General features: G+C 33.4%; 27 protein-coding genes. 16 read left to right on the top strand and 11 right to left on the bottom strand.

Going from position 1 to position 26,935, the window contains the following annotated elements; translation table 11 throughout:
* Nucleotides 1-41 precede the first annotated feature (41 nt).
* On the top strand, nt 42-890 hold the full coding sequence (locus Q0941_RS00205; RefSeq protein ID WP_299290151.1) for a PEFG-CTERM sorting domain-containing protein: 849 nt from the start codon (nt 42-44) through the stop codon (nt 888-890).
* A gap of 89 nt (nt 891-979) precedes the next feature.
* Here the strand turns inward: Q0941_RS00205 and Q0941_RS00200 are convergent, their stop codons facing one another.
* A complete protein-coding gene (locus Q0941_RS00200) occupies nt 980-1,645 on the bottom strand; it encodes a hypothetical protein (RefSeq protein ID WP_299290149.1) in 666 nt (221 codons plus the stop codon).
* Between the two features lie 327 nt (nt 1,646-1,972).
* Here Q0941_RS00200 and Q0941_RS00195 point away from each other — a divergent pair, with 327 nt between their 5' ends.
* The 3 genes from Q0941_RS00195 to Q0941_RS00185 all read left to right on the top strand — a co-directional run bounded on the left by Q0941_RS00195 (nt 1,973) and on the right by Q0941_RS00185 (nt 5,822).
* On the top strand, nt 1,973-2,266 hold the full coding sequence (locus Q0941_RS00195) for a hypothetical protein (protein ID WP_299290147.1): 294 nt from the start codon (nt 1,973-1,975) through the stop codon (nt 2,264-2,266).
* On the top strand, nt 2,259-2,726 hold the full coding sequence (locus Q0941_RS00190) for a hypothetical protein (RefSeq protein WP_299290145.1): 468 nt from the start codon (nt 2,259-2,261) through the stop codon (nt 2,724-2,726). Before Q0941_RS00195 ends, Q0941_RS00190 begins: the two co-directional genes overlap by 8 nt.
* Before the next feature lie 105 nt (nt 2,727-2,831).
* Nucleotides 2,832-5,822, top strand: a complete 2,991-nt coding sequence (locus Q0941_RS00185; protein ID WP_299290143.1) for a hypothetical protein — start codon at nt 2,832-2,834, stop codon at nt 5,820-5,822.
* A 224-nt stretch (nt 5,823-6,046) separates the two neighbouring features.
* On the opposite strand, the gene Q0941_RS00180 is transcribed toward Q0941_RS00185, so the two are convergent.
* Nucleotides 6,047-6,232 carry a hypothetical protein gene (locus tag Q0941_RS00180; RefSeq protein WP_299290141.1) on the bottom strand — a complete coding sequence of 62 codons (186 nt, stop codon included), beginning with the start codon at nt 6,230-6,232 and terminating at the stop codon, nt 6,047-6,049.
* Nucleotides 6,233-6,300: 68 nt separating this feature from the next.
* On the opposite strand from Q0941_RS00180, the gene Q0941_RS00175 reads away from it, so the two are divergent.
* The 4 genes from Q0941_RS00175 (at nt 6,301) to Q0941_RS00160 (ending at nt 9,601) form a co-directional block, all read left to right on the top strand.
* Nucleotides 6,301-6,807, top strand: a complete 507-nt coding sequence (locus Q0941_RS00175) for an ArsR family transcriptional regulator (protein ID WP_299290139.1) — start codon at nt 6,301-6,303, stop codon at nt 6,805-6,807.
* Nucleotides 6,808-7,203: 396 nt separating this feature from the next.
* Nucleotides 7,204-8,085 carry a DMT family transporter gene (locus Q0941_RS00170; RefSeq protein WP_299290137.1) on the top strand — a complete coding sequence of 294 codons (882 nt, stop codon included), beginning with the start codon at nt 7,204-7,206 and terminating at the stop codon, nt 8,083-8,085.
* 316 nt (nt 8,086-8,401) lie between these two features.
* A complete protein-coding gene (locus Q0941_RS00165; protein ID WP_299290135.1) occupies nt 8,402-8,899 on the top strand; it encodes a YbgA family protein in 498 nt (165 codons plus the stop codon).
* A 372-nt stretch (nt 8,900-9,271) separates the two neighbouring features.
* Nucleotides 9,272-9,601 (top strand): transcriptional regulator, encoded by a 330-nt coding sequence (locus tag Q0941_RS00160; RefSeq protein WP_299290133.1) that lies wholly within the window; start codon nt 9,272-9,274, stop codon nt 9,599-9,601.
* Nucleotides 9,602-9,613: 12 nt separating this feature from the next.
* Here the strand turns inward: Q0941_RS00160 and Q0941_RS00155 are convergent, their stop codons facing one another.
* From Q0941_RS00155 to Q0941_RS00140, 4 genes are all read right to left on the bottom strand, one after another.
* Complete coding sequence (locus Q0941_RS00155) at nt 9,614-10,543, bottom strand: hypothetical protein (RefSeq protein WP_299290131.1); 930 nt, start codon at nt 10,541-10,543, stop codon at nt 9,614-9,616.
* A gap of 101 nt (nt 10,544-10,644) precedes the next feature.
* Nucleotides 10,645-13,008 (bottom strand): hypothetical protein, encoded by a 2,364-nt coding sequence (locus tag Q0941_RS00150; protein WP_299290129.1) that lies wholly within the window; start codon nt 13,006-13,008, stop codon nt 10,645-10,647.
* Nucleotides 13,002-13,517 (bottom strand): hypothetical protein, encoded by a 516-nt coding sequence (locus tag Q0941_RS00145; RefSeq protein WP_299290127.1) that lies wholly within the window; start codon nt 13,515-13,517, stop codon nt 13,002-13,004. Before Q0941_RS00145 ends, Q0941_RS00150 begins: the two co-directional genes overlap by 7 nt.
* Entirely contained in the window at nt 13,514-15,262 is a 1,749-nt protein-coding gene (locus Q0941_RS00140) for a type II secretion system F family protein (RefSeq protein WP_299290125.1), read from the bottom strand. The genes Q0941_RS00145 and Q0941_RS00140 overlap by 4 nt, the downstream gene beginning before the upstream one ends.
* Before the next feature lie 66 nt (nt 15,263-15,328).
* Between Q0941_RS00140 and Q0941_RS00135 the strand changes: the two genes are divergently transcribed.
* Nucleotides 15,329-16,267, top strand: a complete 939-nt coding sequence (locus Q0941_RS00135) for an archaellin/type IV pilin N-terminal domain-containing protein (RefSeq protein ID WP_299290123.1) — start codon at nt 15,329-15,331, stop codon at nt 16,265-16,267.
* 181 nt (nt 16,268-16,448) lie between these two features.
* Complete coding sequence (locus tag Q0941_RS00130; RefSeq protein WP_299290121.1) at nt 16,449-17,525, top strand: hypothetical protein; 1,077 nt, start codon at nt 16,449-16,451, stop codon at nt 17,523-17,525.
* Between the two features lie 10 nt (nt 17,526-17,535).
* Here Q0941_RS00130 and Q0941_RS00125 read toward each other — a convergent pair whose 3' ends face one another.
* Nucleotides 17,536-19,242 carry a type II/IV secretion system ATPase subunit gene (locus Q0941_RS00125; RefSeq protein ID WP_299290119.1) on the bottom strand — a complete coding sequence of 569 codons (1,707 nt, stop codon included), beginning with the start codon at nt 19,240-19,242 and terminating at the stop codon, nt 17,536-17,538.
* Nucleotides 19,243-19,294: 52 nt separating this feature from the next.
* On the opposite strand from Q0941_RS00125, the gene Q0941_RS00120 reads away from it, so the two are divergent.
* Together Q0941_RS00120 and Q0941_RS00115 are read left to right on the top strand one after the other, a co-directional pair.
* Nucleotides 19,295-19,759: a hypothetical protein gene (locus tag Q0941_RS00120; protein WP_299290117.1), complete on the top strand. Its 465-nt coding sequence runs from the start codon at nt 19,295-19,297 to the stop codon at nt 19,757-19,759.
* Nucleotides 19,756-20,253: a hypothetical protein gene (locus tag Q0941_RS00115; protein WP_299290115.1), complete on the top strand. Its 498-nt coding sequence runs from the start codon at nt 19,756-19,758 to the stop codon at nt 20,251-20,253. The genes Q0941_RS00120 and Q0941_RS00115 overlap by 4 nt, the downstream gene beginning before the upstream one ends.
* Nucleotides 20,254-20,296: 43 nt before the next feature.
* On the opposite strand, the gene Q0941_RS00110 is transcribed toward Q0941_RS00115, so the two are convergent.
* Genes Q0941_RS00110 through Q0941_RS00100 form a run of 3 tightly spaced genes read right to left on the bottom strand, consistent with a single transcriptional unit; the run spans nt 20,297 to nt 22,539 of the window.
* Complete coding sequence (locus Q0941_RS00110; protein ID WP_299290113.1) at nt 20,297-20,914, bottom strand: hypothetical protein; 618 nt, start codon at nt 20,912-20,914, stop codon at nt 20,297-20,299.
* Nucleotides 20,898-21,863, bottom strand: coding sequence for a ParB N-terminal domain-containing protein (locus Q0941_RS00105; protein WP_299290111.1), 966 nt, complete (start codon nt 21,861-21,863; stop codon nt 20,898-20,900). Before Q0941_RS00105 ends, Q0941_RS00110 begins: the two co-directional genes overlap by 17 nt.
* Nucleotides 21,853-22,539: a hypothetical protein gene (locus Q0941_RS00100; protein ID WP_299290110.1), complete on the bottom strand. Its 687-nt coding sequence runs from the start codon at nt 22,537-22,539 to the stop codon at nt 21,853-21,855. Before Q0941_RS00100 ends, Q0941_RS00105 begins: the two co-directional genes overlap by 11 nt.
* 317 nt (nt 22,540-22,856) lie before the next feature.
* On the opposite strand from Q0941_RS00100, the gene Q0941_RS10415 reads away from it, so the two are divergent.
* The gene (locus tag Q0941_RS10415; protein ID WP_367277448.1) at nt 22,857-23,210 is read left to right on the top strand and encodes a DUF5658 family protein; all 354 of its coding nucleotides are present in this window, start codon (nt 22,857-22,859) and stop codon (nt 23,208-23,210) included.
* A gap of 817 nt (nt 23,211-24,027) precedes the next feature.
* Complete coding sequence (locus Q0941_RS00095) at nt 24,028-24,330, top strand: hypothetical protein (RefSeq protein WP_299290108.1); 303 nt, start codon at nt 24,028-24,030, stop codon at nt 24,328-24,330.
* A 1,133-nt stretch (nt 24,331-25,463) separates the two neighbouring features.
* On the opposite strand, the gene Q0941_RS00090 is transcribed toward Q0941_RS00095, so the two are convergent.
* On the bottom strand, nt 25,464-25,823 hold the full coding sequence (locus tag Q0941_RS00090; RefSeq protein WP_299290106.1) for a DUF742 domain-containing protein: 360 nt from the start codon (nt 25,821-25,823) through the stop codon (nt 25,464-25,466).
* Nucleotides 25,824-26,026: 203 nt separating this feature from the next.
* On the opposite strand from Q0941_RS00090, the gene Q0941_RS00085 reads away from it, so the two are divergent.
* Together Q0941_RS00085 and Q0941_RS00080 are read left to right on the top strand one after the other, a co-directional pair.
* The gene (locus Q0941_RS00085) at nt 26,027-26,383 is read left to right on the top strand and encodes a hypothetical protein (protein WP_299290104.1); all 357 of its coding nucleotides are present in this window, start codon (nt 26,027-26,029) and stop codon (nt 26,381-26,383) included.
* Between the two features lie 138 nt (nt 26,384-26,521).
* Nucleotides 26,522-26,746 carry a hypothetical protein gene (locus Q0941_RS00080; protein WP_299290102.1) on the top strand — a complete coding sequence of 75 codons (225 nt, stop codon included), beginning with the start codon at nt 26,522-26,524 and terminating at the stop codon, nt 26,744-26,746.
* Nucleotides 26,747-26,935 lie beyond the last annotated feature (189 nt).

Here is a 26,935-nt window from a genome sequence, read left to right as displayed (position 1 = left end):
AACCAGATCAATAATTAACAATTTTTTTCACTCTTTCTCATATGACATCAAAAATAATGTTGCTGACAATCATGGCAGTGGTTGTTAGTACTGGAAGCCATAGTGCATTTGCAGATCATCCAACAGCAGAAGTATCTATTGCACCTGGTTCAAATGTTCCAGGATGTGAAGATACTGATGCGTGTCTAGTATCTTCTCAAATAACAGTTAATGTTGGAGGAGAAGTTATTTGGACAAATGATGGAACATCAAATACCACCATTACTAGTGGAACTCCAAGTGATGGTCCTGATGGAGAGTTTGATTCTGGAATGCTTGCATCTGGAGCCAACTTCTCACACAAATTTGAAGAAGCAGGAGAGTTTCATTACTTTTCAATGATACATCCTTGGATTCAAGGAGTAGTGATTGTTCAAGATTCTGAAGATGATCATGGTGATGATCATGGTGATGACGAGATGGTACACATGGAAGGAGATGCATCGGGAACTGGAATGCTGTCTGATGGAACAATGGTAAAAATTTGGACATCTGTTCCTACCGTAGGTGAAATGATGGAAATTTCTGTTGTTTTTGAAGACTCAGAACATGTGAATCATGACATCATGGTAACCCAAAATGGCAAAGAAGTTTTGCATGACGAAGGAGCCCATCATCATAAAGGAGCAGGCATGCATACGACAGCACCACTTGATTCTGATGATCCTGTAGATATCACAATTACTTTCCAAGGTTATGGTATTGATGAATTATCAGGTCCAATTGGTGAAGAAGTGGTATTCACAAATGTCGTTCCAGAATTTGGTACAATTGCAATGATGATACTAGCTGTTGCAATTATCAGTATAATAGCAGTTACTGCAAAATCCAGAGTCGTTCCAAGATTTTAGGAATTCCTCTTCTCTTTTTTATTTTAATCCCAAAAATAATTCAAGCCTTAACAGATTCAATAAAAAAAGAAAAGAAGATAGGATTTAACCTATTTTCTAAATGATTTGATATTTCCTAATTCACTTCTAAGATCTTTGAGTTCTTCTCTTAGCTCAGTTACTCTTTCAGAATCACCATCTTCAATTGCTTGTCTTAATTCTTGCAATTTTTCTACAAATGTTGCTCTTGCAGCATCGACATCTGCATCTCCAGATGATTCAGAGAATCTGTCTTCAAGTCTATCAATTTTGTCAGAAATCTTGTTTGCTTTTTTCTCTGCAAAATCTACTTCTTTGGTAATTGTAGCAGTGTTTGTTGCGTCTCCTGCATCAATTACATGAATTGTTATGGTTGCAACTGTAGATTCTGAATCTTTTTCAACTGATTTTAGAATCCATGCTACAAATTTGTCATCATTTTCGTTTACTGCAACTCCAATGTGACCTCCCATAACATCTAATCCAGAAGCAGCTTCACTTAGAGAAACTGAAACTTGATCTTTGAGGGTTTGTTTGTCTGCATCTTCAGTTACTTGAATTGAGCCTGTAAATCCCTCAATTTCTACAACTTTGTGCATTTTCTTGTGTTTCTGTCCCATGCCTTTGTCGTACATTCCTTCACTGTACTCTGCCATTGCAAGTGGGGATGCAAATGAGAACATCAGTGCAAAGACTGCTGCAAATGCAGGAATCAGACATGCTGTTTTTCTGTTCATTGAACAATGAATCCCATTTTGAATAAAAGGAATTACTAACCAAAGTGACGTAACAATGTTACTTCATCCTTAAATCTAAAAATCAAAGATCTTTTGTATGGTACAGCTGTGCAAAGGAATTTGTGAGCAGATTAAAACATCCTCCATGCCTAATAATTTACGATATATACATGGCCAAAAAAGATGTGGACTTTGTAATTGCTATTTTGTCACAGAAGATTATTTCTGCCCTTGTTGTAAAACTAAACTTCGTTCAAAACCTAGGAACAAAACAATATGGAATCAAATGTGAAAATTTATCATGGAATACTTGAATAGTGATAAGGAATGGGAAGGGAATATCGTGACAGAATCTACATTAGGAAGGATGTGTTATTGAAACTTTTTGAGTTTGGGGAAATGAATCAAAGTAGACTGATGAGTATTTGTGGTCTGAACAATGTAAAACATAAGGGAATTTTAGATGATATGGTAAAAAAAGAAATGATTGAAAGAAATGAGGAACCTTGGGGCAACAAGACAATAATCAAATACAAGATTTCTCAAAAAGGAAGAGACATCTTCAAAGCTGTTTTAGAACCATATGAGGAACTATTTCCAAGGGAGGAAAAAAATGACTGATTCAAAAGACAATCATGAAAATATTTTTGAAATTCTTGATGGCATGATGTCTCAGCTCAACTCGACAAAAAAGATGTTCATGGTGATGATTCTATCTGTATTGATATTGCCTCCTTTGGCCATGCTAGTTGTAGTCCAAGTATTTGATCCTCCATATGAGGAAAGACAACTAGAGAAAGAACAGTTACGTGCTGAGATGGGGTTGCCTCCAAAAGAGCCTCTGGAAGGAGAGAATGCAGAGCTGGAAAGGGAGTTCAAAGAAAGACTCAAAGAAAAAAAGCCTATGCTCAAGCCTCCACAACTAATAATCACAGTCATCTCCCTGGTCTGGTTGGGAATTGGCATTCGTCAGTGGTTTGTGCTCTCAAAATGGGACAAGAAATACAAACAATTCAAATCAAAACAAGCCAAAATTGACAAGGAACTTGAAGACGAATCAGATGAAGATGACAAAAACTAATTTTTTCTTCTAAGAAATTCATGTCTTTGCAATAATGGTTCAAGCCTATAAGGAATTGAATATTTGGACAGAATGTTTTAAGTAAAATCTGTGTGTGAAAAGTTTGTGAAAAAACTTTACGTTGCATTTTTTGGAATAATCTTACTTTCACAGAGTCATTCAATGTCTTATGGCCAATGGAGTGATTACAACAAACATGATCCTGGCGTTTCTCAAAATGTAATGCCTGACTGGTTCAAAACTAATGCAAAATGGTGGAAAGATGGACTTATTTCAGATTCAGACATGGTTAATGCCCTTGAATCCTTGATGGTTCAGAATGTAATTCCTATGGAAAGATTTGTAAAAACTTCGCCAGGGCTAGAGCATCAAGCAGGTACCCAAAAAGGAGCAACATTTGAAATTCCTAGTTATCAAAAAGATGTTTTTGGTTTTTGGGGAGATGGAATAATTTCTGATTCTGAAATTTTAAATTCTATAGGACATTTAATGAGTGAGGGAATAATAAATTCTCAGAAAATTCAAGAAAAAAGACAATCTATCCAAGAAAAACAAAATGAATACAAACTCAGAGTATATCGTGATTCTCTATCACAATTACCTCCTCAAGAACAAACAGCATTCATAGATTACTTGGATGCCTTAGTTAAGGAACAGAATCCTGCTCTTTCTTTGAAAGAAATTTCTGATTTAGATAGAGCTATAGTGGCATTGAAAACTTTTGGCCATTTCAATGCTTTGAAAAATCATGATGGAGCCATGTTTACATCAAAAACACTCCTGCCAAATCAGCTAGCACATCTGCAAGGCGGCTGTGGAACAGCTAGTATCCAATTCGGTTCTCCGCCACCAAATCCATTCGTTGATCCTAGCTATGAACCATCTAAACGTGAGTTATCTGATTTGGAACTTAGACATCTACAAGGCGGCTGTGGAACTAATAGTATCCAGTTCGGTGAAAGGTTCTTTGATGCATTTGAACTTGTTCAGCCTGGATTAAAAAGATCAATGGACTCAACAAGTGACCAAAAATCTTTGGAACTTTATCAATTACGATTGGCATTAGATGATGCTAACTTTGAAGTCGTAAAGGCAGGACAGAAAATTGAGGACCTAGAAAAATCTAACAAAACTTCTTCTGAAGATTTGAGAAAAGCAAATGCTGATTTTTTTAAAGCGCAGGAAAAAGCTTCAAAAGCTAAATTAGCATATGACAATTTACGGGCAGAAATTGCAATAGAAAGCGAAAATGAGCATTCTCTAAACAGATCATTAAGTACCCGAGATTTGAGTCCATCAGAACTGAAAACCATGTATTCTGCAAATGCATGGTACCAAATTTCTGCTAAATGGCTACAATCTGCCTTGAACGGTGAAGTTTCCTTAATTGATGATTCTAGAAAAAAGGCATGGGATGATTACTCTAAAACTAAAGACAAAAACTTGATGAACAAAGCTACACTGTTAGAAAATTCCTATAGTGAATCTACGCAAAATGCACTAGATGTAGTAGATATTTTGAATGGAATCTCATCATTTGAGAAGGAACTATTAGAATATGGTAAAAAACAAGGAATCTCAAAATATGACTTTGAAAAAGAAACTAAAAAACAACAAGAGGAACTCAATGAGATAAAATCTTCAAAGACAACACAGCAAATTGATGATGCCGCAGATAACGCAAAGAAAGCCAAGAAAAAAGGTGACATAAAGATTGCAGAGATAGATAGTGCTGTACAGGAATCTGATTTTTCTAATCCAGTTATTTTCAAAAGTTTTGGTCTTTTAAATGATGAAATTGAAATAGAACTGCTTTACAAAAAAGGAATTTTTAGAGGAGATCCGTGTGATGAGCCATCAAAATCAATCTATCTAGAGTATAGATTTGACTTATACACTTCAAGTTTTATTACAGGCACACTAAAGGTTGATCATTATTTTGAAGGGAAAAAAATTGCAAGCTATGATCTGCTAACCGATCCTTACACAATCGAACTTCCTGGACAACGCCCATTATTTACTAAAACAATCACTGCTAATCTTGAACCTGGGCTTCATAGTTTTCATTCCAGTTATCTTGGAATGACAAGTCCTCTATTTAATTCCGAAGATATGGGAATAAAAAATCCTGTAATCATTGAGGTATTGGTACCTCCTTGTCTAGACCGTGATTCTGCAGTTGATGATTCTGATGGATATGTTCTTCCTTATGACTATAGATCATATTATCTAGAACTTGAAAGAATGTCTCAAAATTCTGAACAACTCCAATCAATCATTGACAGTAGTGAAAAAAACCTTGATGCTGTCATAGATGGTACTGTTTCAGAAAATTCAAATGAGTCCATTCCAATTGATGATGACCATCTTCCAGGGTTGGATGATGAAGAAGAAGTCTCACCTCAAAACTCACAATCATCTGTAATTCCAGACTCTACATCATATGATTATACAATTTCTGTAGACTATCCAATGTATCGATATGTTGGAGATCAATTGACCTGTAATGATACAATTGATAAACATCTGTTTGGATGGTGGATGAACATCAGGCCAGCAGGCTATGATGTTGATTCAGGTGTTTTTGTTGGGAAGATAAAAGTGGAGCATCATGATGGAACAATAGAATATCTTGAATCTCCAATTTATGATGAGCCAACAATTAATGGAAAAATTGATGCAGGACCAAATGATTCTATTGCATATGCAAGTCTGATAGGGATTACAAGTCCAGTTGGATATTCAATTAATTTTGATGCATCCAATTCAGAAAGAATTACAATGACTACTCCTTCATGTACAGAAGGTTCTTCTGAATGGGAAAGAATGATTTTTGTTCCAAGTTATCTACTTGATGAAAAGTATTTCCCAATCCATCAGTTCGTATTTTCTGAACCTGATGCCTGCACTGATTACCATTATCATTCAGCAACAGGCACTGCACTTTCAACTGAATTTGTTACAATCAATGATCCTAGTCCTAATGGGTGTGGATTTGGAACATCATCAATGATTCCACAGTATCCGATGATGTCTGAATCAAATATTTTAGAATGGGAAAGCATTACCGGAATTGATCTTCCGGACATCCCATAAATAGTTCAAGCCTTATGAAATTCTGCATTGGTTTTTCTATTATTTTGAAAGTTCTACCAATATTTTTTATTATTGACAAAACAATCTTAGATTGTGCAACAAATACATCTTGACAACAGGGGAAAATTCAAGATCCTTGCAATCATTTCAGCTACGTTAATTTCATTAAGCATCCCTCTTTTCTTACCTCATTTTGAACACGGTCACGGCATTCACACGATTATTCACATTTCAGGAATAATTCTGGGCTCGTTTCTTTCTGTAGTGGGGGCTATAACGTATCTGGAATACAAAACGCCAAGGCTTTTACTTGTATTTCTAGCATTTTGTGCAATTACCTCGGGAGAAATAATTTCGGCTGCAAACATGTTGTTTGTCTTTTGGCCCTCTTTTTCAAGTATAGATTCCATGTTAACTCATGGGCTCATTCTCATGATGCTGGTATTTTTTTCCATAGGAATCTTTAGGAGGGATTGAGATGCTGCGCGGATTAAAGAAGAAACAAGCAATTCTAAAAACAATAGAAAAAAATCCTGGGACACGATTCTCAGACATTCACAAGATGACAGGATTTGGTCATGGTGTGGTTAGCCATCATTTGAGCATGCTGGAAAAAGAAGGCTCCATCAGAATAAATCGAGACAAACGAAACATTCGGGTATTTCAATCATCATTAGATCCTAGCAATGACAACATCATAATCTCAATACGAAAAGAGACATGCAAAAAAATTCTTGCATTCCTCTTAGATGCAAATTCAGCAAATTTTGTTCAGATATACAGTGCAATCAAAAAAAGCCCAGGTACTACTTCTTCCACCCTCAAAAAACTGGTCGAACTGGAAGTGCTCATAATCATTCATGGCTTTCCAAAAAAATATGCCATAAAAGACGAAGTTAGAACTCGAGAATTATTTAATTCCCTAAGCGTATCACAAACAGACGAATTCAAGGACAGATTTGCTGATACTTTTTCTTATCTTTAGCTCTGAATTGGTATGACTGTCAAACAAAAATTAGTATAACCTTCAAACAAAAATTAGTATAACCTTCAAACAAAAATTAGTATAACCTTCAAACAACAATATCTATTCATTAATAGCAAAATCCACTTCTTTGTGGGATGAAGTCGGAAAGTTATTTTGATTATTCCAATGCAATACTATCAAACATTGAAAAACACCCAAAGTCCGTAAAAGAAATCTCGGCCGATACAGAAATCCCCCTTTCTGCAGTTTACAAAACAATCCGAATTCTTGAAACCCATCAATTAGTTATTGCCACAGGCGTTATGCACAAACATGGAAAGTACCGTCTTTTTCAGTGCAATGGAGACTTGAGATCAGCACACCTAAAATTACATAGAATTTTTCAGATCGAGCTTGCGTAACCTTACACATATTCAACAAACAAAAATTGGCTACGTTTCTGCAGTGCTAGCTGCACTCTTGTTTGGTTCCGTATCGACTATTGCAAAACCCTCGCTTGTCACAGTACATCCAATTTTGTTAGCATCTCTTGTCTATCTTCTAGCCTCAATGGTTGCAACGCCCCTAATTTCAAAAAAGGCCCCAGTTTCCTTCAAAGACAAGTGGCTGATATTGGCTATTGCTCTTTCAGGCGCAGTAGTCGGACCAGTGATGTTCTTTGTCGGACTGGATATTACAGCTGCTTCGAATTCGGCATTATTGCTAAATGGAGAAATCATCTTTTCAGTATTTCTTGCAATCTTGTTGTTTAAAGAAAAGATTTCAACCGCAAGTTGTCTTGCTGTCATAATAATTATTGCAGGAGTGATTATTGTAACCACAGACGCTAATTTTTCTTATTCCATGTTCGATATTCGGAATCAAGGGAACATTCTCATCGTTGGCTCCACACTGTTTTGGGCTTTGGATAATAATCTAAGCAGGACTCTGAGTACCCGGTTAGACATTGCAAGAATTGTTCAACTAAAATCACTAGTGGGAGGCTCGATTCTTTTACTGCTGGTATTTTTGTTAGATATACCATTCAACATTGAGTTAGGACACATCCCAAACATTTTGTTTCTGGGAATTGCAGGTTTTGGCGCATCGATCTTTCTTTTTTTGCACAGCTTGAAGAGAATTGGAACAGTGAAAACTGTGATGATTTTTTCTACCTCTTCTGTTTTCGGTCTCATCTTTGCAGGAATATTTTTGGAAGAAAGATTGAGCCATTATCAGATAACTGCAATGGGAATTATTCTGTTAGGCATCTATTTTTTGTACAAAAAACAATAATCCTTGCTGGAGACAATTTCCGTAGGGACTTTGAACTCTTCAAACAAACTCTATAAGTGAGTTAACGTACAAAGCCTAGACAATATTTTCTAAGTACTCTCCTATTAGAGATTTAACCAATCAGAAAATTCACCAAGAGTGTACAAGCATTAAAGATGTCTTGGATCAGATCGTATGAATAAGGAGAATGTTGTGTTTCTATGTTTTAGTTTTCTTATAATTCAAACAATTGCAAGATGATTCATTTAATTATTAATTTTGGCACTAGGAATGAATATGCAATTTCTTTAAATCATCTTAAAATTTTTTTTAAAAAATGGAACAACACCAATTAAGACTTTCAGACATTTGTGATTATGTCATTGAGCAGTTTGACAAAAACAGGAAAAAACCCTCAATGAACAAACTAATTGAGTTTCATACTAAAAATAAGTATTTGTTTATGGCATTCAGCCAAGTGGATCTAAATGAATTGGGAAACATTATTGCAAACAATAAAAAATTACCACTCTCAGTGGTATTGTCAAACTACGAACATTCTTTAATCGTGCTTTTATCCAAAACTCCCACTCGAAAAAGACATGCCAATGTCCTAAGACGTATGTATGGGCATTTTTCTAAAAAATTATCTAACGAGAATCGACTAATCATAGAAACTGCAATTTCAGATTATCAGAAAAACTGCGTGCCACTAAATGATGTTTTACACAAGATGAGAAACATGGCATCAGATATCGACAATCTTTATCTTGCTAGACAAACATATTTTCTATTATTTTCTGATAAAACAAGTTTTCCAAAGTATGCTAGCTAGATTTTGTTTGGGAAAATGTCTAGGTTTGAATCTTTCTTGAGATATTTTTGGATCTAAGACGGGAATTAAAAACATAGAATCGGTTAAACACTCTCAACTTTTGTTTATAAAGAAAACTTTTCTAATTGTTAAGAATCGTTCAAAGTCCTTACGAATATCATAATTTTAGTTTGAGTAATTGAATACTAAGTTCTTGATAATGGTTAGAATAGTTTTTGTCTTTTCTATTTTCTTTATTCCTGAATTTGTCTCAACCCTCATCTAGTTTTATGATGTGATTATTTTATGTGATATTTTTTTTAAGATTATTTTTTAAGAATAAGGTTTTAGAATGGGTAATAGTTTAAAATATTTTTACAAATTATACTTGTTGTGAAACAATTAACACCTTCACAAATTCGTAAATATGATGTTGATCACAAGATTTTTTGTGCATTATCAAATTTAGAATCTAGGATAATCTTGTTCTGTATCATAAAAAATTCTAATTCTGCGGCAGAAATTTCTCATATTACAAAAATTCCACTAAGTACTGTATATAAAAAAATCCAAGAAATGGAAGACTTGGCGTTAGTGTATGCTCATCATGCTGTATCTTCTGAAACTAATTCAAAACATACAAAATTCTATAAGAGTAGAATAAAAAGTGCTGATATTTCTTTTCAAAATGGAAAACTCAAACTGACATTGCTGAAAAATTAATTCATTTTCTCTTTAATTTTTTGTTAGTGATGACAATTCATCCTTTAGATATGTCAGGTCTTTTTGTAGATCTAATACCTCGCTTAATTGCTTTGACACATTGAACTGTATAGAATCCAAATTTGATCTAATTGAATTCAACTTAATTTCTGTATCCTCATATTGTGAAAGCATTATTTTAACATCTTTTCTAAATGCATGAATTCTGTCTAATTCTTTTCTAAAACTCTCTTTTTTAGATTTGATATCTTTGATAATACTGCCAATGTCCTCTAGTTCTAATTTTTGAGAATTTTGAAATTCTTCTAGATCTTCTGTTTTTTTAGAAAAATCTCTGTCAAAGTCATATAGTTGACTTCTTTCGAGTGTAGGATAATTTTTTCCTCTTTCTGAATCTGACGTACTTTTAACAAATTCCTTAAAAAATTCATTGTCTGAAATATCCTGATCTTTTTTATCGCTATTTGATTTTTCTTTCCTTTCCTCATTGTCTGATTTTCTGTTCTCTTTCTCTTCATAATCTTCAATTTTATTCTCTATCTCTTCAATTTTTTCCTCTATTTCTTCAGTATCTGAACTGATCTTCTCATCTGTCCCGCTTTTAGTTTCATTTGAATTTTTTTCTTGTTTTTTAAAAAACTTGAAGAAACTCTTCTCTTTTTTTGGTTCCAAGTTCCCTGCTTTATTTTCAGTTTCTCTCGTACTTTTTGTCTCAACTGCATGTTCATCTTCTTCTCCATTGTTTCTATTTATCTGGGCAAATTCCTTACAAATTTTTTTCAAATAGGCGATATCTTCTTGATCAATTTTTTCGTCTTCTTCCAAGTATGTCTGAATCATTTGTAATCGAGACATGTCCCCAAAATCGTTTTCTTTTAATTCAAAAATTTTTCCTAAAATCAAGTCTTTTTTGTCTATTTTTTTACTTACTTTGAATTTCATTTTTGAACTTGATTTCTAAATTGTTTGTCAACTTTATTTTAGTTTTCAATATTCTTGAAAGTCATTCTAATTGATTATTCTGAAAAATGAAAATATTACTTTTAGTCAAACAATTCATCAATATCCACATCGTCATCAAAATTTTTAATTTTTTTATTTGTTTTTTTCTTGAGTTGTTTTTTGACTGTCACTACCGAAACAATTCCTATTGCCGGAGCTACTGTGAGAAGTAATAATGTAAAGTCATACTGGTAAATTGGTCTAGTTTTGATATCTTCTTCAATTTCTATGATAAATGAAGAATCCGTGTTTGGTAGATTCTCCCAGCCCACTAGCTGTTTTTTAATTATAATAAAATCATCGATTATTGGCTCTGCACTTATTGTAATCTCTTCCCCCTCGGGAAATTGTCCAGAACCTTCTCCATTTTCTACTTCTACATCATATGTGAAAATCGTTCTTGTTGGCACAGAATTTTCTGAAGATGTAGGTGATTTTGATTTATTTTTCTCCCCTCCTTTAATCTCAATTTGTGTTGATTCTGGTACGCTATTTTCATCAAAAAAGACTACTTTGATTTCTTCAGTCCCGTTGAGCCATCCTAATCCCTCATTAATTTCCAAATACCCGTTAGATGAGAATTTTAATTCTTCTTTCTGAATTGGATTTTTTTCTAGATCTCCAATATGTGTAACAAATGGAAACAGTTCGTCTGGATAAACAGTTTCTGGAGCCATTGTGATGATTGTTTTTCGATTAGAGTTATGCACTTCTAGTTTTTCTGTGACTGTCTCAGCATTGGAAGCAACAAAGATTTCTGGCGATTCTTCAGAATCCTCTGAAAGATTTTCAATTGTTCCTCTGACAGTTATTATTGATTCATTTTCTGCAATGGATTCAAATTCAAAGTATGGTTTTGTGGTAACGCTCAGTAATGTTCCTTCATTTTGCGAAGTAGGATCTGTCGTAATGATGTCATGTGAAGATGTTATTAAGAACAATTCCTGTTCAATTCCATATAATGCTGGAAGTGGTTGGATTTCCAGCTTTGGATCATTTACAAATTTTTCTTCAACTTCAATTTCGATTCGGTCACTTTCTGCATCGTTTCTTTCTGCAAAAATTTCTGCATCGCCCAAATCAACCACTCTTGCAGTAATGATAGCATAGTTTTCATCCATTAGAATTTTTGATTTTGGAGATTCCGTAATTAATTTACTATCTGTAAATACAGTGACCTCTTCATCGTCTGGTTCAATTACTGGGCCGTTGCCTGATTCACTTGAAATAATAATATCTACAAAGTCATATGCTGGATTAGGGAAAGCAAAAACTTTTGTTTTTGTAGTGACATCAGAATTGGACGATTCAGATTCTACATTGATTACTTCTGCAATGGAGATTTTCTCTTCCACATCTGAATCAATACTCTCTGCTAATCCGCTAATTGACATGCCTGATGAATCAGCCGTAGTCCACACTTTGATTTTTCCATAATGCACTCCTTTATCTAAAAACACACTGCGTTTAGCATCTTGTTGTAACTGAACTTCTGTTCTTGTGATGACTTCCGTATCGTCGGCAGATAATATTGCATCAACGTCAGCATTTGCTGTTAAAATTGTTGTTCCTCTAACAGTTGATTCAAATGATAATTTTGTCGTGTCATCAATACTGAGTTTAATTCTAAGATCGTGTGGGGCAAGAAATGGTTTGCCATTTCTCTCCAACCAATAATATAATTCCCCAGATGAATCTGTGGGAATTGGATCTGGGGCAACTGCTAATTTTAGTTCTATCTTTTCTGTTTGGGAACTTGATACCTCTTCATCATCTGGTTTTAGATTGGCTGCAGTAGCAGTGATTTCTCCTCCCTCTCCTCTAATTTGGAAAGTGAATTTTTCATAATGTTTTCCAGGCTCAATCATGATTGAGTTTTGTGGTAGCGTAATTTCGCCATTACTTGTAAGTGAAATTAATGTTGGTTCTACTGCTAGAACTGGGTTTTCAAAATTATTCAATAAAAATACATATCCTGTTTGCTCGTCTTTGTTTGATTGAATATTGATAACTTCTGAAGGTAAAATCAAATCAAGTGCATAAGGAAGTTTTGCAGAATGAACTACTTTTATCTCTCTCTCTAAAAGTTGATCACCTTGAATTGCAAATATCGTTGCATCTCCAACTCCTTTAGTTTTAAATTCAAAAATACCATGTTGATTTTCTTTATCAATCTTTATTGCCTTTGATATGATTTCGATGACTTCCTCGTTGTTTGTAACAATGCTTGCATCTACATTGGCAGATTTTTTAGATTCTGAAATCAAAACACCATGATATATTTCGTTTGGTAACATTTCATCTGGAACCCAAATTGTAAATTCAGGCTCATCAGCAAATATGACTCCGATACCAGTTAATGAAATTGAAAGAATCATTGTAAGGAGTATTTTCATTTTTAGCATTTCCTTGATATCACCTCTAATGAATTTTCTGGAATTGGAATAATGCATTTCTTTCCAGTGTCAGTAAGAAAAATCAAATGTTTGTCTTGTTCTGTTGCATTTTTTGTGTTTGCAGCAGGATCATTCGTAAAGTTTAGTGTTTTAATTTCATTTGAGTTTATCATATTTTGTTTTTTGGGAATTGTTGAATCATCAAGATATTGTGCAAACGAAACATTATTTGTAGTGTTAATTGTAATATGAGAATTTAATACCACTTGCTTACTTCCTAAATTTTGGATTGTTATATTGTAATATGCTATTGATGGTATTGTTGCATTTTGTATTGTAAAATTCAAACTTTCGGTTATTCTATCAAATTGCTTGTCACTAATCCTAATCCCTGATTGAACTGTGTCTGATTGAACAACATTTAGGTCCAGAATTGCAACTGAAATCGTGCCAAATACTATGATTAGCGCAACTAATGAGATTATTCCTCCTACTGCCCTTCTACGTCTTAATATCAAATCAGTCCTCCTGGTATTCTTTCAGTGATTCCTTCAAAGTCAAAATCTAGTACAAGGTAATTATCCATAATCAAAATTGATCCAACTGAAATTAATCCAACTACGACAGGCCTCCATGAATTGTAAAATGTAAAATCAATAGCCTTTCCAATTACAAATGCACTCATAATGCTGCTGGTAACTACCATTACCTTGATCATTGAAAGAAATTCAGGAGTAATTGTGACTAGTGTTGTAAAATTTTCATTAAGCGAATTTCCACTTTGACCAACTCCGACTCCAGATGCACCAACATTGATTGATGCTGTATCTACTCCCGCAAGCATACTCTGAAGAACTGTTGCGGTAAATACCATGATGACTGGAGATGCATAAATTAGCAATGACAACATTGAAACTGATTGTGTTCCTTCCCTAATTGATTGCCTTGCAGTAGTAATGAACCTTGTAATTGTTTCCAAAATTTTAGGACTTCCTCCGCCATACTCGGAAACATATGCTAATAGGAAGAATGAAATTTTTGCAATCCATGGTCTAAACAAAATCTGTGATACGCTTTTTGTAGGTGAGATTCCATTCTCCATCATGATTGTAAACTCCATAAGTTTTGAGGAGAATCTTGAATGATATTGTCGTTCTTTGTGTAACTGTGATAAAGCAATTCTAACATCATACCCGATTTTTTTGAATTCTGTAACATCTCGTAAAAACTGTGGCAATTCTGATTCTTGGTATTTTATTTCTCTACTTTGCCTACCTACAATTACTGCACTAATTGTTGAAGGAATAATGAAACCTGCAGCAATTGCAATCCATAGCTCTTGTTCAAAATAATGTAAAATTCCTCCAGCCACAATTCCAATTCCGATAAGACCTCCTAGAACTTTAGGTTCCAGACCAATTGTGTTAAAACTCGGAGGCTGAATTGCATTAATTATTATGCCTATAATTATTGCAAACATTGGTAATCCGATTGTGGAGACTAGCGCAATCTGTTCGATTGAATTTCCTGGAACGACAAATGTCGTAACCATGATAAGAATTGGCAGGATAATCATTAATGTGACAAGTAATTCGACTACGGAACCTACAGTGTTTGCATATCCGAGATATTTCTCTTTTACTTTTATGAAAAATTCATCTGCACGAATTTCTAAGTAATTTGTTAAATCCCCACCACTGCGCCAAATACTTGTGTATCCTAAGACAAGGCTGGAAAACAATTCGCTTTTGTGTGTTCTGCCAAGATCTTCTAATGCCTCCATTTGTGATAATCCAAAAAAATCAACATTTCGTTTTAAAATTTCAGATTCATTGCCCAAGGCCTTGAATAGTTTAGTATCTTTGAATAACTGAAAACTTTCATACAAATTAATTCCTACTCCTTGCATTACTGATGTAAACATTACAAATGCAGGCAATTCCCTTTCAACTTTTTGTTTTCTTTCTTGACTTAGCTGTGTCTGCTGAATTTTAGGAAACGCAATCAATGTAATCCAAATTAAATTAAGCGCAATTGCATAAACTGAAATTACTTGCATCAGAATTATGCTAACCGGTAAAACAACAACAGCTAAAACAAGCATTGCTGTTCGAATTTGATTTAAGAGTTTTACTGTGTGAACTGGTTTACCTGATGATATTACATCATTGTTGATATCTAACAACATCATATTCCATCTATTTTCAAAAGTAATCGTAGAGAGAATTTTTTTAATTAGTGATTCTTGAACTAGATATGTCATCCTTAATGTATAATTGTCAATTTTTCCTTAAAAGGAAAATTCTGTCATATTGTGTTAAGAACTAATATGACAAAACAACAAAACAAATACAAAATTAGTTTTGGAGCACGTAGAGGAGTTAGTCCAATTCTTGCAACCGTTATCCTTCTTGGTGTAACAGTTGTTGGTGGCGGATTAACTTTTGGTGTTATGCAACAAGGCTCAAATACTGCTGCAGAATCTAACGCAATTCAGGTAGAAACCGCACAAGCAGTAAAGGGTACAGATCATGCTGATCTTACTGCCACTGTAAAGAATATTGGTACCAAAAACTGGGTTAAGCTAGAGATGACTGTAGCTAAAACTGGTTTAAGTGAACCATTACTTTATGAGTCGTTACATGAAAATGTAAAAGGATGTACTGAGGCAGCAGCTGATTGTGCTGATGATAATGGATCTGCTAAAGGCAGAGATAATCCATTAAGAGCACAATGGATTGCACACATCGATAAAGCATCAGGTGAAGATGACAGAGCAGATTATGATGAAGGCATTTCTGTTGGTAGAAAATTAGTCTTTGATAACAAAGATGATTACAGAACAGTGGCAATCATGAACAACACTGCCGTTGCACCATTATTTGGTGGTAGTTATGACGGAGCTGCAGCAAATCCTAATGCTCAAACATGCACAGTGGCTACAGATACTGACTGTTCTGCTGTGTTCAACTACTTAGATCCATCTAGTGGTTATGACACAATCTACTGTACCGAAGCCTCAGGTGTAGATGCCGATAACGGTGTACATGCATTCTGTGATGTGTTCACCCATCAAAGCATAAAAAACAATCCTGTTCAACCAGGTGAATCAAAATACTTCTATGCCGATGTCTTCGTTGAAGAAGTCCCAGGATTAAACAATCAGGTAGTTAAGACTGGTGATGCATTAGTAGTCAACCTCGTTGCCCAAGCTGATGATGGCTCAAACACTAGAGTTCAAACAATTGTAAAAGTCACTGGAACATAATTAGTCCAAACTTCTTCCTTTTTTTATTTCTGATAATTTGGAATCAGAGTTTATCCAAAAATTACCTTATAACTTATTTGATCTGGATGTATGTATGAATACAATTTTTTACTTTCTTTTTCTGATTTTTTCCTCCTTTGTTCTAATTTTTCCCTTCCCATCATCAATTAACGCGGAATCTTTGGGAAATAATTTTGGAACTGTTTATGATCTAGCTATTGATGGAAATCATGCATATTATTTTGAGCATGATAAAAGCAAATCCTCTGTTTTTTTACCTGACACTCGTATGATGAAATTTGATGGTGAAACTATCTCCATTTTCTCAGAAGATCTCTTTATGTTTCCCTCTGAATTACATGTTCGTGGTGATTTTTTGTATTTTGTCATTCTTTCAAATTCATGTGAAGGTTCAACTACCTGTGATTTTCAAAATATTATTAAAATGTCGAAAAATGATGGTACTTTTGAAATAATAACTTCGGATTTCAAATCTGCAGTTAGACTTTCTCTTGGCAATGATGCATTGTATGCTTCTGAATCCTCTGGAAATATCTGGAAGATAAACTATGAAAATTATTCTAAAGAACAGTTTTTGACATCTGAAAATATCATCCTAGATATTTCTACTAATGAAGAAAATGTTTTTTGGATAGAGGAAGTTGAAGATCTAAACAATCAAATCATGAAAATGCCTAAGACTGGAAGTTCTCCTAGCGTGGTAAAAGAAGATCTTCAAATTGCTTATGATTTGACAAGTATAGATGATTCTGTTTTTTGGAATAATATTCGCATACAGTCCAAAAGTGACGGTGTGGGCGACTTTAATTATGTCATGAAATATGATGGAGAACACACTCATACTTTGTTTGAATCTCTGAATACTTCCATTCTAACTCAATCTCAAGATGCTTCCCATTATAGCGCATTTTTGTTTGCTGGTGATTATATTATCATGGTGAATAACACCAAAACTAATCCTCAACCTATTATTCAAATGAAACATTTTACAAATGATGTTAGTTTTGATGTTGCTACTGTTTCAGACTCTACTCCATTGTACATGAAAGCTGAATCTACATCGCTTTATGTAATTGGTCACACCCAAGAAGGATTTTCAATCAATCACTATTTACTACCTGTTTCTGTGCCTGAATTTGGATTTAATGCATTAATGTTGGTTTCAATACCTTTGTTGATGATGCTGTTTTTAGTAAAATTCCTGCCTTCAGCTCGACTTGATATTATTAACAATTGATTCCAAATTTTTATTTTAAAAATTCTGCTGTTGATTCTAAAAGTATCTTATATCTCTCCATTGGAAGAAAGTAAAATTTCTCAAATTCTTTTGAAACATCTTCAAACTTTACAATTCCCTTCTCTCTCATGTTGTTGAGATATGCCATTCTAATTACTAACTCTGCAATGAGATCCTCTTCCTTCCAACCATTTGTTAATGCAATCTCTGCTAATCTTGCAGATTTTTTTACAACTCCTAAAACATTATTTGGAAGAAATCTTTTCTGTTCTGCATTCCATTCAAAAATTGTTTCAAGTGAAACTTTGTTATCTTTGGGAATCACTTCAGTTATTCTGATTATTCTTCTCGATGAATTTCCATGTGCGTCAACTAATCTGTTTTGTTGTAAAATTACTGAAATCAGCATTTGTCCTCCTACATGGACATTCATAGGCGGACTTTCCATTCTTACAAATGCTGATTCTGGGGATGATGCGTGAAAACTGGTTAGGCCACCGTGTCCTGTGGCCACTGCCTGAATCAGCGATGAAATTTCTTCGCCTCTTACTTCGCCTACAATAATGTAATCTGGCCTTGAACGAAGAGACAGTCTGATTAAATCATCCATGGTAATTTCGTATTTGTCTTCAAAAAGACTGGATGTTTTTCTTGTGATGAGCTTTTGCCAATGTCTGTGATTGATCTTCAACTCTGGCGTGTCTTCTATGGTTGTGATTTTCATTTGTGGGTTGATCAATGAATTTAATGCGCCTATAGTGGTGGTTTTTCCTGCAGATGTTGAGCCCGTAACTAGTACAAATGCCTTTGATTCGAGTAATAGCCAAACATATGCTGCAATTAGTAAATCCAACGTTCCAAATTGTAATAATTTAACTATTGTAATTGGTTCTTCAGTAAACTTCCTTATGGTGAAATTTGGTCCAGGTAAGGACACTTCTTTTCCAAAAGTTGCTGCAATTCTATGACCTTGCTTGGTCATTGTGTCAATATATGGAATTGCTGCTGTCATACTTTTTTCAGTTTTTTGAACTAATTTCTGAACAAAAGAATTTGCTGATTCCATAGTGTAAAATCTTATGTTGGTATCAAGTAATCCAAAATCTCCAAACTCTCTATGTGCGACTCCTACTGGATGCAAAAAGTTCTCTTCTGAAATATCTTCAATATTTGGATCATGCATCAAAACATCAATTATTCCATATCCAAATGAATCTCTAATTGCATAATATGTCAATTCCTCAATCAGTAATGCTGTTTTTCTGAACATTCCTAATTCTTTTCCAATTTCTAAAATTCTCTTACGTACAAACTCTTCCAGGTTTTTTTCTTTTTCATTAATTTCATAGGTAAGGGATACGAACAAATAATTCATTATTTGTGTATATGCTCTCTTTCCACCTTCATCAATCTCTGGTTCTTGAGCCATGTATGATAATTTTCCAGTATTGTCTTTTGCTATGTAGATGGTACATTCCCCTATTGGATATGTTTTGATAATTTCATAATTCTCTAGACTACTTACTGTCAGATTTTGTAAAATGAATTTCAAATTACTTTTTTTAGGTAATGCTGAACCTGTAAGCATTTTTTGAATTTTGCTAAAAGGTGAGTTTTTTGATTGAGATTTGAATTGTGATTTTTTAAATGATTTTTTATTTTTTATGTCTTTGGTTTTTTCTGACGTCTTAAAGGGAATTTTTTTGTTAATCTCCATCACATGTTTATCTTTTATTTTCCTTATATGGAAAATTTTTACGTTATATATGATGGGAAAGCATTCTGCAGTGTCTCCGATCTCTGCCGTGATGATTTTGATAGGAATTTCATTAGTTGGTGGAGCGTTATTTCATGGTATGTACACACAAGTCTTATTGACCCTCTTTGAAGACATAGACTATCTGATAACCGATCTTGCAATTCAAAAAGATTCTTCATCAGGATGTTTTTTTTTGGCGACCATTACTAATACTGGAACTTTGTTGATTTCTAATGCCACCATTTCAACTACTCTTGATAGCAACAACAAATGGGTGCTCTCATCTATTGATGCTCCTATTGAACCTCAATCTAGCACTACTGTGAAAGAGTTTTTTAATGATTCCACGCAAGGCTTACCTTGTCTAAATTTCACCTTAGGAAATACCTACTCTGTACAAATTAATGCTACTAGTGATGCTTCATCCACATCAAAATTAATCCCTATCACGATTGAGACGGTTGGTTCAATTTGAGGCGACGAGCAGTTAGCGAAATCGTAAGTGCAGTTCTTGTGATGATGGTAGTACTTGCTGGAATGGGTTTTTACATTGCCGCATCTGAGACGAGAATTTTGGGTGAAGCACTAAGTGTAAAAGAATCCATGCAATTAAACCAAAACCAAATTTCTGAATTATTGGAATTTATTGACATGTTCCAAGAATCATCACCTACTTACGGAGAAACCGTACGTGTGTTTGTTTACAATTATGGATTAAAAAACATTACAGTCTCAAATGTTATTGTGGATGGTTCTTTATCAGAACAAAATTCATTTCGAATTCTGGATTTAGACGGAAAGAATTTTACAAGTAATGGTGAAAATCAGACTCGTGTTCTTCCTATGTCTACAACGTCTGAATTAATTCTAAATTTTTCAGATACCTTTTTTGATACATCTCAAATTGAATCTATTGTCATTCATACTGATTCTGAAAAACTGTTTGAAATTCTAAATACCACCAAGTAACATCTTGTTTTTCAATTTCATCCTACTTTTCATGGCATTCTTTTCATTGGTTAACGTTTAGAATGTCTTGAAAATCATATTCCATTTGTTTAATTTGTTTTTCAGTTTTTGAAATTGTTTTAAGTATTTTATTATCACATTGAAAATCTGTTAATTTGATGTCTTTAACTAAAAACCCTAGTTTGGTTATCTGGTAGTGTTTTGGTCTATATCGCTTACCATTAGAATTTACATGTCGAATTGGTGAATGGTATCCTTGAATCAATTCCTGTTCTTCTAATCTTTGTACAACTGGAAAAAGATTTTCTTTAGATTCTTCAGTACACTTGATCAAAAATTGAAATGATGCACTTTTAATTTTAGATAGGATAAATAAAATCAATTTTTCTTTTTTCCCTAATCTTAAATTTTCATCTATGTTTGAATATTTATTTAGAAAGTCTTCTTTCAGTTCTAAATTTGGAATTTTAATTTCAAAATTTTTTAAAATAAATTTCCCTTCTTCGATAAGTTGTTTTTCTCTTAATGACTCTATAGTTCTCCATAACCGTAATTTTTTTCCAGTGACTAACAAAAATAGGATGTGCAGTGAGTTTTCTGAAATATCTGGATGTTTTTTAATTATGCTCAGAACAGTTTTTTCATTATTGCCTATCCTCATTTTCTATTCCTTTAGTGATGATTATCTTAATTTCATTTCCTTTTGAATTCTTTCCAATGATTTGCTTTAGTTCGCTTAGGGTATAATTTTTTGAGGAAAAAACCATGGAATCTTCTATGTTGTTAATTATTTCTTTTTTTATAGTAAGATTCCCAATATCTTCATATTCGTAAATTGTATTTGTTTTAAAATCAACTTCATATTTTAATCCGCATCTGCATTGTACGGGAATTTGTTTTTTTGCCAGAGTGGATTTTTTCTTGTATTTGTTGTGTTCTTTAACATCGTTGATTTTCTCTATTTCTTTTTTTATTTCTAGGATACTTGGAATTGAAATGTGTGATTCTATAGGAGGCCCGTACATTATATCATGAAATATCCATTTTACTAACTCTATTTGTTTTTCTGGATGAAGTTTTGAAAGATCTGAAATATGTAATGGACTAATTTGATCTAATAATGAGCGATATTTTTTACCTGCGACCGTGATAATTTTTTGAACAATTACTTTGGTGTCTTCATGTAGCTTGTTGATGTTCATCAATGTATGAACAAAATCCTCATTCACTTCATAGATTTTTGCAACTTCTTCAGAGCTCTTGTGAATTTTGACATCTTCATTAAACATGTCTGAAAGCTGCAGAGGATTTGAATATCCGTGTCTGTTCAGCCTGAATGATTCGATTCTTAATTCCTGATAGCTCTTAATCTCTGAATTTATCATGCATGATATTTCTTTAATTCCTGCTTCTTTTGCTGCCTGAATTCTACTGTGACCGTCAACAATGTAAAACCCTCCTTCAATTGAAGCTACAATTGGTAAAGGAATTGAATTCATTGATTTTTTTTGAATTTCACTGATAAGTGACTGTTGATCTTTTTTTGATAATATCCTGAAGTGCCATGGATTTGGCTCTAATTTCCAAATTTTTATAATCTTACTTCTCATTTTCTCTCTCAAAAATTATCCTTCTAATATCGCTCATCAGAACTGTCGAAATATTCTTGATTATGGCTTTTTCAGCACATATTGATGGTTCCAAATTTGATGTTTGAATTGCTTTTTCCGCTCTTACTCTAATTGTATTAAAATAATCAGCTGATGTTTCCTTTTCAACATGTTTCTGAATTTTTGCAAGATATGCTTGTAGATAATATTTTTTATCTGGAGGTTGAATTACAATGTCTTCAAAAAATGCAATTTTACTAATTTGATTTAATTTTTTTAGTAGTGTTTTTTCTGAATTTCTTTTTGGTGTGCCGCTAATTTTTTCCATCTCATAAACAATATCTGTCAAAAGCCTTGGAATGTTATGAATTCTACATGCATACACAATTCCATACAGTAATGCATTTTTCTTCGTAACTTTTTTTAAAATTAATTTTGTTGAAACCTGAGTAATCGTATTTAGTGCAAATTGTGGCAGATGTAAATTCTGTGTAATTTTTAAGGCGGTATTGAACAACTTTGGATTAACTGTAAGCTTAATGTTGTGTGTTTTCCAATCGTTCACTCCTTGAACTTCCACTCTACTCATAACTATTCCACAGTGAATGCAAATATTTTCACCGTTTATTTCTGCAATGGTGTGCTGCATACATGCAGTGTCTTGTCTTGAACCCACATTTGATCAAATTAAGTATATTACATTTAATGCAATCCAACATTTCTTAATTTTATTTTCAAAAATAATTCTAATCCCTCGTTCTTATTTTTCATTCTAAAATGTTGAGTCAACTATAGTTACTTTATTTTCAAATTCTGGATTCTATTCAAAAATTTTTAAAATTTTCAATTAATATGGTGTTTTTCTGATGTAATGTTCTCTATCCACTCCATAACTTCTTGATTTCATTGCGTTCAGGATTCTTTAGTAATATGCATTGTGTTGAGTATGTGTACAAGCTAGTCTGAATAAACTATTTTTTGTTTCATAAAATTATGCTGTCTCTTGAAGCTGTGAAGAATCTTGTAAAAAATGAGTTTTCTCCTAGAGCCTATTACTCTTATTTTCGCCAAAAATGGGATCATATTTTGTTGGGTGGTAGTCTTGATGGATTAACAACTCTGATCGCAATATCTCTTTCTTTTAATGAATTGAATCCATTGATTAACCATCTTCTTCCAGAGCATGTTTATCTTGTGCCTTTTGTCTTAGTTGAAATGGCTTTTTTGAGATATGTCGTCGTTTTTCAATTATTCAAGAGATCCAAGTATCTGAATTATGCCGTATACTTTACTTTGTATTTCCTGCCTATATGGAATACATCCGTAATTCTGCAGTTTTTCCTTTAGTTATTCAAATCGGGTTGAATTTTTTATTCCATATCTCTAGAACAACTCTTCATACTAAAAGACATCTTAATTATCTCTGATTAGCTTGAACTAATTGTCATTGGTTGCTATTATGCTATTATAATTCTGGAAGATTCTACTGGCATTTCAGTGACCAATGATTTTTTAACAATTATTCTATGTTTGTAAAATAAAGATCTTGTTTTAATTTTTCAAATTTCTTTTCTCTGTATTGACTTTGTTTGTAAAATTTTCCTCATGCTCTGACTGTGGTTCTTTTTTCACAAATCATTATCCTGGTTACAACCAATGTCCTAAATGTCGAAAGAAGTGTTCGCATTGACTTGTAGGGGAATCTGTGAGCGATACAAATCTGAAAAAAAACGATATGATGTCGGTACAAAACGATGCACATCTTGTAATATCTACATGTTTTTTGAAGGAATTACGTGCCCATGTTGTGGAACCCAACTCAGAGCTAAACGAAAAAGTAAATTTTTAAAATAATTTTATTTGATCATTGGAAAATTGATGATAACAAAACGCCAATAGCAATACTACCTGGTCGGCATGATGGAGAACTATTGCAATTTCCAATTTTTCCAATGATCTTTGACCAAGCTAACTTGTAGTGATGTCAGATCACGCACGGTCAAATCCTGTTACATTTCAAATTAATTATAGGTGACTGTTGTTACTTTTTGTTATTCTAAACTTTTGTACTACTCTTATCCAAATTTCTATCTTGTTTTATGATGGTAAAATAAGAAATTATACTGAACATTATATTTAATTAATTTTCTAGTTGATATTTGTCATGAGTCAATCTGATGTTAAACCATGGGTGATTGTAAGTAGTTTGAAGCAAGATACCAATCCTCAGGACTTGCAAAGAATATCTCCACAAGTTTCTGCATTAGTGGATGAGTGGCATGCAAATGGAAGAATCATGCTTTCTGGACCTTTTGACAATGCATTGTCTTCTATGGCTGTTTTTGAGGCTACAGAGGAGGAAGCTAGAGCATTTTACAAGAAATATGAAGATATTTGCTCTGGAATTTTGACCTATGAATTGTACCAATGGGATGTCATGCCAATTCTATCAGTCTTATCAAAATGACTGATCATTCCTATTCTTTTTATGATTAATTTGAAGAGCGAATTATGCAGGATCTGTGGTTGCGAAATTGAAGAATACTCAAAGTGCAATCAATGTAAATTGATCGTTTCTACCATCTGTAAATGTTGTAATTCTATTGAAGAAATCCAAACACATGTTCATTCTTCAACTGCATGAAAAAACCTAAACAAATTAGAGAATTGAAAACCATATTGACTAATGCCAATAGAAATACTCCCTCGTTAATAGGATGAACAACTATTTTCATTTGGTTTTCAATTTCTCTAGTCCTACATTACATTTCTAGGGCTAATGTCAGTGTAACATATGACATTAGTAATGCACTCTAAAACTTATTATAGATTTATGAAATTACAAGTCTTTATTATAAAATTATGTTTAATGAAAGTTAACGTCTTATTCTATTTTGGTAAATTAGAATTTGAAAATTATTGATATTGTTATTATCTACTTTTACCGTTTTTGTTTATGTTATGTAAACTTGTATGTTTAAATTATAAATCTAAACGTCCTTCGGATGGAAAGCGATACATTTCTGGACAAAAAAGATGCCAACACTGTGAAATCTTCCTCAACTGGTATGGTTCTCATTGTCCATGTTGTGGATACAAACTGAGAACTTCTCCTAGAGGAAGCAAATGGAAGAAAATTCATGTTGTTGAAAAATAAGTCAGTGAATGAAGAATGGTTTCAAATGATCTTAAAGGACAAATCATGTGTGAAATGTGTAAAATCAATCCATTAACCGAAAAAATCTATTGCAATTATTGTGACAAATCCCATTATCTATGTTCCAACTGCATAGATGAAAATAAAGAAAAATTACAAATGCGTCCTGTTACTGTTTCAACTATTTTTGAAAAAAATTTGTGCAAATGGAAGTAGTATGGTGAATTCTGCAGCACGGGCATTGCACGCCATTATATTCCAAGGATGCATCACACAAGGTGCATCTTTTGATACCCGTGCCCTATCTTGTCTCAGCCCTGTTTCTCTCACAAATTCCTCTGCAGGCCATTTATGGAATCAGATCTCACTTGCACTTTGGACATGATTTTTTATTTCTTGATAAATAATAGACAGTAAACACGTTTCCACAATGAATACAGATCTTAAGTTTGGCTTGTCTTCCCATGTTTCATCAGCGTGTTCTTCTTAAACGATATTTCGGGTTCAAATTTTGTTATATTGATACAAACTTCTTTGACTTTGCTCTGATACCATACTGTACGACGCCCATCGTCATTCAAATTGTATTTTTTTACAATTAATGCACTATCAAACAGTTTTGAAATTATCACATATACTGTACTTAGAGGAATTTCTGTTTTTTTGGAGATTTCCGAAACTGTTTCTTGTTTTTTGATTATTGAAAACAAAACAGTTCTGGATTCTAAATTTGCCAATTGTTTTAGCATTTTCTGAGCGATGTCGTATTTGTCAACCAAAGCAGGAGTTAGTTTTTTTACCAAGCATCTATTTGTAAAAATATATTTGATTTAAAACCATGAAATGTTCTAGATTGTTAAAACAACATTTCAAAACAGACTAGTGACTATGCTGCTGCTTGCCTGTAAATCTTAATTGTCAAACAACATCGTGTTTTTGGTTTTCAATAATGTCTGTTCAAAAAACTCACCTAATTACTATTATGTATAGCAGATAGTTTCTGAACATGAATTTAGACAAAAAGCATTCAAAGGCATTCAAAGAGGAATGCCATGTTCTGTCATCAACCATTGTCAATAACCTCCAAAACTTGGCAAAAACCCCTTCTGATGAGAGGTTAATTTCAAAAATGATTCAATCAGCAGACACGATCATGGGAAGTTCTCAATTTCTTAAAAACAGGGATTTGGAACAAATGTCTAGATTAACTATGACTGCGTTTAAGAATCTAAAAAATAATGAAGAAGCAATTGACAATATTGATCTATTCTCCAAAGTTTATTTTGAAATCATGCAATCTTTTAAAAAATGTCCCTATGGATACAATCTAGAAAATGATTCTTGCACGTCAAACAGGAATTAAGGTGCGCAATCCAATTAACTAGTTTCAATGTTTTCTTTTACATGCATTTGTATACAATCGTATGTGAGATTGTGTAATCTAAACATGCTACTGCTATTGTACGTCAAGCTCAAATGAAGAGTATTGAATTTCATTAAGATGCAATTTGTAATAATTGTCGTGATGATTTTTAGTGTCGGCGTCGTTCCACTACTTGCATCTAGTGCATATGCTGCATCGGAAATTTCTTCGGCAGTAGCTGATGATCCTGATGATGGTGATGCGGCATATTCAGTAGGCGACACCATAGTCATCACGTTTCCTGCCCAGGCAAACAGTACGTTTGCATCTGGAATCATTTTCCAAAGCCATCAAGTCTTTTGAACCTGTTCTCGTGTAGTTATCGAAGACTATGTGCCAAATTTTCATAATGTTATGATCTTTCCTCTGAACTTTTTATTACTCTCTAAGGCTCAAAATAGAATGAATTTTTGCTACCTTCTGAATCCAAAAAATACCAAGTTATGATGATAATACTCCATTTTGGAACCTCAAATGTGTTTATGGATCCGC

The sequence above is a fragment of the Candidatus Nitrosopumilus sp. genome (assembly GCF_028278985.1).
GTDB lineage: Archaea > Thermoproteota > Nitrososphaeria > Nitrososphaerales > Nitrosopumilaceae > Nitrosopumilus.
Note: the sequence above shows the minus strand (reverse complement) of the source record. Positions and strands in the feature narration are given on the sequence as shown.